Here is a 5,738-nt window from a genome sequence, read left to right as displayed (position 1 = left end):
GGGTACCCGCTCGCCAGGCGTCAAGGATCCGGCCAGCCACCGAACCGGCGCCCGGCAGGGTGAGCGTCCCGCTGGCCTGAGCGGCGTCGGCCTGCTCACGGCTGAACCAGTCACCCCATTCCAGCTCGACCTGGTCGACCCGGCCGGGCGAACGGGTGCGCGCCACGAAGGCGAGCATCAGCGACCTCGGGAACGGCCAGGGCTGCGACCCGAGGAACCGCAGGCTGTCGACGATCAGCTGGGCCTCCTCGGCCACCTCGCGGTGAACCGCGTTCTCGGCGCTCTCCCCCGCCTCCACGAAACCGGCCAGGATGGATGCCCGCCCGGCCGGCCAGCTGACCTGGTGAGCGAGGAAGATCCGATCATCCGGGTCGAGCAGGGCGACGATCACCGCCGGGTCGGTTCGAGGGAAGTGCTCCAGCTCGCAAACCATGCACACAGCAGCGAAGCCGCCGCGGATCCGCCGCAGCCGACCGGCACAGCGGTCGCAGAACCGGGTTGCGTCGGCCCAGTTCAGGATGGCCAGTGCGGCGCTGGCCAACTGGTACTGGGTGCCGGTCAGGGTGGCGTCCCGGACGGTGTGACCACCGGGCACCTCGACCACCCGCTCGGCGAACCACGGGCCGCCGAAGACGGTGCCCAGGAACGCGATCGACTCATCCAGTTCGCCGGCCGGAGGCACCCCGAACGGGTCGGCCGCGAAGCGGGACTCGGCGTCCACCTGCAGTAATCGCGCCTGCGGGCTGCGCCACAACCGTTGCAGGGTGTCGTCGGTGCGCAACTGCGTCGAGCGATGCAGCAGGGCCGGGGAGTCCCACGGGTACATATGGACCGGTTTCGCATCGCGTTGGTTCATGGCTGTGAGGTTACTGCCGAATCCTGGACCGTCGCGTCCAGCAGGTCGACCAGTTCGCCCTCGGTGAGCAGCTGCTGCGGGCGCTCCACCTGGTCGGACAGCACGTGGTAGAAGACCGCATCGACTCGCTCCACCGGGGTTTGCGTGCTGTGCGCCCAGGCCAGCCGGTACAACGACAACTGCAGTGGGTCGGCGGGTCGGGTCGAAGTCTTCCAGTCCACGACCTGGTAGTCGTGGTCCGGGTCGTCGGCAGTGGCGAAGACCGCGTCGATCCGTCCCCTGACCTGTTGGCCGGCCAGCACCAGGATGAACGACTCCTCCACCGCGACCGGAACCCGGTCGCGGTACCTGCCGCGTTCGAACGCCGCCACCAGTCTTCGCAGAACCAGGTCGGCCGAGGTCTCGTCTTCGGTTTCGTCCGGGCCCACGTCCAACTGGTCGGGCTCGAACAGTGCCTGGACGCCGAAGCGGTTCTCCAGCCAGCGGTGGAAGCGAGTACCGATCCCGGCTTGTTGTCCCACCGGACGCGGCATCGGTCGGGCGAGCTGAGTGGCGAACGCCTCGCGGTCACGATTGGCCATCAGCAGCCCGGACGCCGACACCGATGCTGGCAGCACCACGCTGCGCTGGCTCCGCAGTCCGCTGCGCGCCTCGGTCAGCAGCAGCTCAGCGGCCTGGCGCCAACGGTCACCCTGCTGCTGCACGTCGAGGTCTGGGCCATCCAGCTGGGACGTCGGTTGCAGCCGGGCCCGCTGGACCATCGCGGCGGCCTCCTGCAGGGTGGCCACCCTGGCCTCGTCCGGGGGCGGTGGCCACGGCCGCCGCAGGTCGAGGTCGTCCAGCGGGTTTGTCTCGGACATCTCGGCGGTGTGCAGGACGCCGCCGGACTCGGCTGCCAGCTCGCGAAGCACTTCGAAATAGGGCGAGACCTTTCGCGCCGACCTGCGACCCGGGAACCAGTGGTGGCAGGTCGCCACCAGCCGCTGCCGGGCCCGGGTCACCGCGACGTAGCCGAGCCGGTCCTCAGCCTGCCGTTCGGCGTCCCGGAGTGCTCCCTTGTACTCCTCGAGGTCCTTGCCAGCCCGGACCTCGCCAAGTTGGGGCACCCACTCGGCGTCGCCTCGCAGGCCGGCCGGCAGCACGTTGGCCTGGGTCACCCAGTTGGCCGCCCCCAGCGCGCTCGGGAAGGTGCCATCGCACAGAGCTGGCAGGAAGACCAGGTCCCATTCCAGCCCCTTCGCCCGGTGCGCAGTCAACAGCTTGACCGAATCGGCGTTGCTCGGCACGGCCTGGTCAAGTCCTTCCGCGGTTTCCCGCTCTGCTGTGAGCCAGGCCAGCAAGCCACTCAGCGCGCCGTCGCCGTCGATGTCGACGTAGTCGCAGACCGCATCCAGGAACTGCGTCAACTGCCGGCTCCGGCCGGCGGCGAACCACTCCGGGTGGGAGTCCAGTTCGAGCCGGATCCTGCTGGTCTCGATCACCCGGTGCACCAGCTCCAGCACCGGCTCGTCACGGTGTCGGCGCAGCTTGCGCAGCTCGGCGGCGAAAAGGCCGATCCGCTCCCGCGCGAGGCTGGACAACGGCGCCGGGCCCGGGTCTTCGATGGCGTCCATCAGGCACAGCTGTTCGGTCGCGTCCAGGTCGGTGCTGATCGCGTTGGACGCCTCGCCGCGGCCGGTCGCGCACAACTGCCGGGCGCGTTCCCCCAGCACCGCCAGGTCACGGGGCCCGATCCGCCAGCGCGGCCCGGCCAGCAACTGGACCACCGCCGGATTGGCGGCGACGTCCTCTATCAGGGTCAGGGTGGCGACGATGTCGGCAATCTCCGGGACGTCCAGCAGACCACCCAGACCGACGATCTCAACCGGCACGTCACGGCTGGTCAACGCCTCGTAGATCGCCGCGATCGGTGCATTCGCCCTGGTCAGCACCGCAATCTGGGACCAGTTGCCGACCTGCTGCGACTGCCTGGCAGCCACCACCTGCTCGGCCAACCACTCCACCTCGGCAGGCCAGGTATCGAAGGACGCGACCTGCACCACACCACCGATCTTCCCCTCCGGTGCGACCAGCCGTTGGTCCGCGTCGCCGGCGCGCAACCGGGTGTCGGTGCGCAGCTGGGCGGCGAGCCGGTTGGCGGCATCGAGGATCACCGGGAGGCTGCGCCGGTTGGTGCGTAACGAGTACTGGTTGGCCGCCCGTCCGTCAGGTCGCCGGAAGTCGCTGGCGAACTGCAGGATGTTGCTCGGAGCCGCTCCGCGCCAGCCGTAGATCGCCTGGAACGGATCGCCGACCGCGGTCACCGGGTGCCCGCCGCCGAACAGGGCGCGCAGCAGTCGCGCCTGCGCCGACGAGGTGTCCTGGTACTCGTCGAGCAGCACCACCGCGAACCGTTCCCTCAGTTGCCTGCCCACCTCGGGTGCGCACTCCACCAAATCGGTGGCCTGAGCCATCTGGTCGGCGAACTCGACCAGGTTGCGTTCGTGCTTGAGTCGACGGTAGTCGCCGATCAGGCCGAGCAGCTCCGCCCGGGCGGCCACGGCCTGCTGCGCCGTTTGCACCGCCTTCGTCGGCTTCCCGCGGTACGGCCTCACGTGCTGCAGCTCACTGGTGAAGTCGGCGTCGTGGCGGAGCACCTGATCGGCCGAGACCAGGTGGGCTCGCAACTCGGCGTCCAGCCTGAGCAGCCGCTCGGCGACCGTGACCGGCTGATATCGGGACAATGCCGGTAGCGGCCCGCTCACCGAGCTCACCGCTTGGCTGGCCAGCCGGTACCGGGTGGCACCGGTGATCATGGTCTGGCCGGGTTCGACGCCGATCCGCAGCCCGAAGTCGTGCATCAACCGCCCGGCGAACGCGTCGTAGGTCATCACCGCCTGCAGCCTGCTCCGGTCGACCAGGTCATCGCCGCTCAGCCCAGCCCTGGCCAACGATTGCCCGACCCGTTGGGCAAGCTCCGCTGCAGCCTTTCGGGTGAAAGTGAGGCCCAGCACCTGGTCAGGTTCGACCTGTCCGGTGCCGACCAGCCAGACGACCCGGGCTGCCATCACGGTGGTCTTGCCGGTGCCGGCGCCCGCGATGATCACCCCCGGGGTCAGCGGTGCGGAGATGGCGTCGAACTGCTCGTCGCTGAACGGGATACCGAGCAGGTCGACCAGGTCGGCTTTGGTGTTCAACAGCCTGTTCACCATTCCTCACCCCCAGCCAGTTGCAGCGGGCAGCCCTGCCGGAAGTCGCAGCGTCCGCAGGCCTTGTCCGCTCGGGCGTCGAAGCGCTCGGTGGTGATGATCGCGGCGGCCTGCGACAGCCGATCGTGGACCCAGGTGCGGTCGTCGGGCCGGGCGTCCAGCGACAGTTGGGTGCGCACCGTCGGTTGACCGTCGCCGCAGCGCAGGTACACCACCTCGGCGTCGGCCACCCCGCGCCGCCCGGCGGCCAGTTCGTCGAATGCGCCCATCCGGGCCGCCAACTGGTAAACCCCGAGCTGGTCCATCACAGCCGCCTCCTCGGTGGAGACCGCGCTGCGGCTGGTCTTGAAGTCGACCACCCGCAGCCGATCCCGGTGGTCAACCTCCAACCGGTCGACCGTACCCACCAGCACCAGTTCGTGGCCGTCGACCTGAAGGGGCACCTCGAACGGCACCTCGGCACCTACCACCTGCTGGTGGTCGGGGCTGGAGGCCCAGGCGTCGAACCTCCTGAGTGCCTCGCCGGCCGCCTGCTGCTCGGCCAGGCCAAGCCAGTCCGCCTCGTAGGGCAACCTGGGCCACACCTCGTCGAGTCGGTGCAGCAGCTCGGCGGCCGGCTTCCTCGTCCTCGTGGCTTCCTCCATCAGCCGGTGCACCAGAGTGCCGAACGCTGCCGCCGGCCCCCATGACCTGGTGGCCCGCGCCCGCCGGGACAGAAACCACTTGCGGGGACAGCCCAGCAGGTCGGCCAGCTCGCTGCCGCGGATCCGGATCGGCCGCCCGGCGCTCGCCACCGGCCGGTCGGCGGTGGTGAACTCGCGCAACCCCCACCAGGTGTCCGGGTGCGCGCCCGGAGCCAGTGGTCGGCCCTGGTCATCGGTCTGTTCGGCCAGCCAGGCCAGCTCGGCCGCCGCACGGTCTCGCAATTGTGGGGACAGCCCGGTGTCGACCACGCTGCGCCGCAGCATCGCCACCAGCCCCGGCAGCGTGGACGGCAGCTGCTGTCCGGTCACCAGCTCTGGCGTGACCCCGAACTCACGAAGGAAACGGGACGGTGGGTCGGCCTCACCGGTCGGATCCTCCACCCCCAGCACCACCAGTTCCTCACTGGCCCGGCTGGCAGCCAACAACAGTGCCCGCCGCTCAGCGGCCAGTCGCTCGGTCAGGGTCGTCGGGGCCTGCAGGCCGTCGGCGCCCAACAGGTCGGCTCGCAGCAGCCCACCCGGCTCGTTGAGTGCCGGCCACTGGCCCTCCTGCAGTCCGACCAGCACAACCAACCGCCACTGCTCGCCCTTCGCCCGGTGCACGGTGGCCACCGTTACACCGTTGCGGCGCGGGTCGTTCTCGCGCGAGGTGTCCGCTGGGATTTGCTGCCCCTCGACCTCGGCAACCAGAGCGCGGACCCCCTTGGCGCCGGCCCAACTGCCCTCGCGGGCAGCCATGTCGAACAGGGCCACCACCGCGTCCAGGTCACGATGCGCCCGCGGTGCACCCTCGCCACCCCGCAGCGCTTCGGCCTGCAGGGCGCGGGGCCAGCCCGTCTGCGACCAGGCATGCCAAAGGATCGTCGGCAGGTCGGCGCGCTGCTCAACCAACCTGCCGAGCTCGGCCAGCAGCCGGCGGAACCGGGCCAGGGTCGCCGCCTCCGGGCAGGTGTCGGACTCGTCGGGGATCAGCACCGGGCTGGTCAGCTC

3 protein-coding genes are annotated in these 5,738 nt (G+C 70.3%); all 3 read right to left on the bottom strand.

The annotated features are described in order from the left end of the window. Window positions 1-856 (bottom strand): NAD(+) diphosphatase (gene nudC / locus WBL05_RS00135; protein ID WP_424222970.1); only part of this gene is annotated, 856 nt, incomplete at its 3' end. After that, entirely contained in the window at window positions 853-4,032 is a 3,180-nt protein-coding gene (locus WBL05_RS00130) for an ATP-dependent DNA helicase (RefSeq protein WP_424222969.1), read from the bottom strand. The genes nudC and WBL05_RS00130, both read right to left, overlap by 4 nt. Before the next feature lie 8 nt (window positions 4,033-4,040). Continuing rightward, window positions 4,041-5,738 (bottom strand): PD-(D/E)XK nuclease family protein (locus WBL05_RS00125; RefSeq protein WP_424222968.1); only part of this gene is annotated, 1,698 nt, incomplete at its 5' end.

This window comes from Brooklawnia sp. (assembly GCF_049651565.1).
Taxonomy (GTDB): domain Bacteria; phylum Actinomycetota; class Actinomycetes; order Propionibacteriales; family Propionibacteriaceae; genus Brooklawnia.
This window is presented reverse-complemented; position numbering and strand designations above follow the sequence as displayed.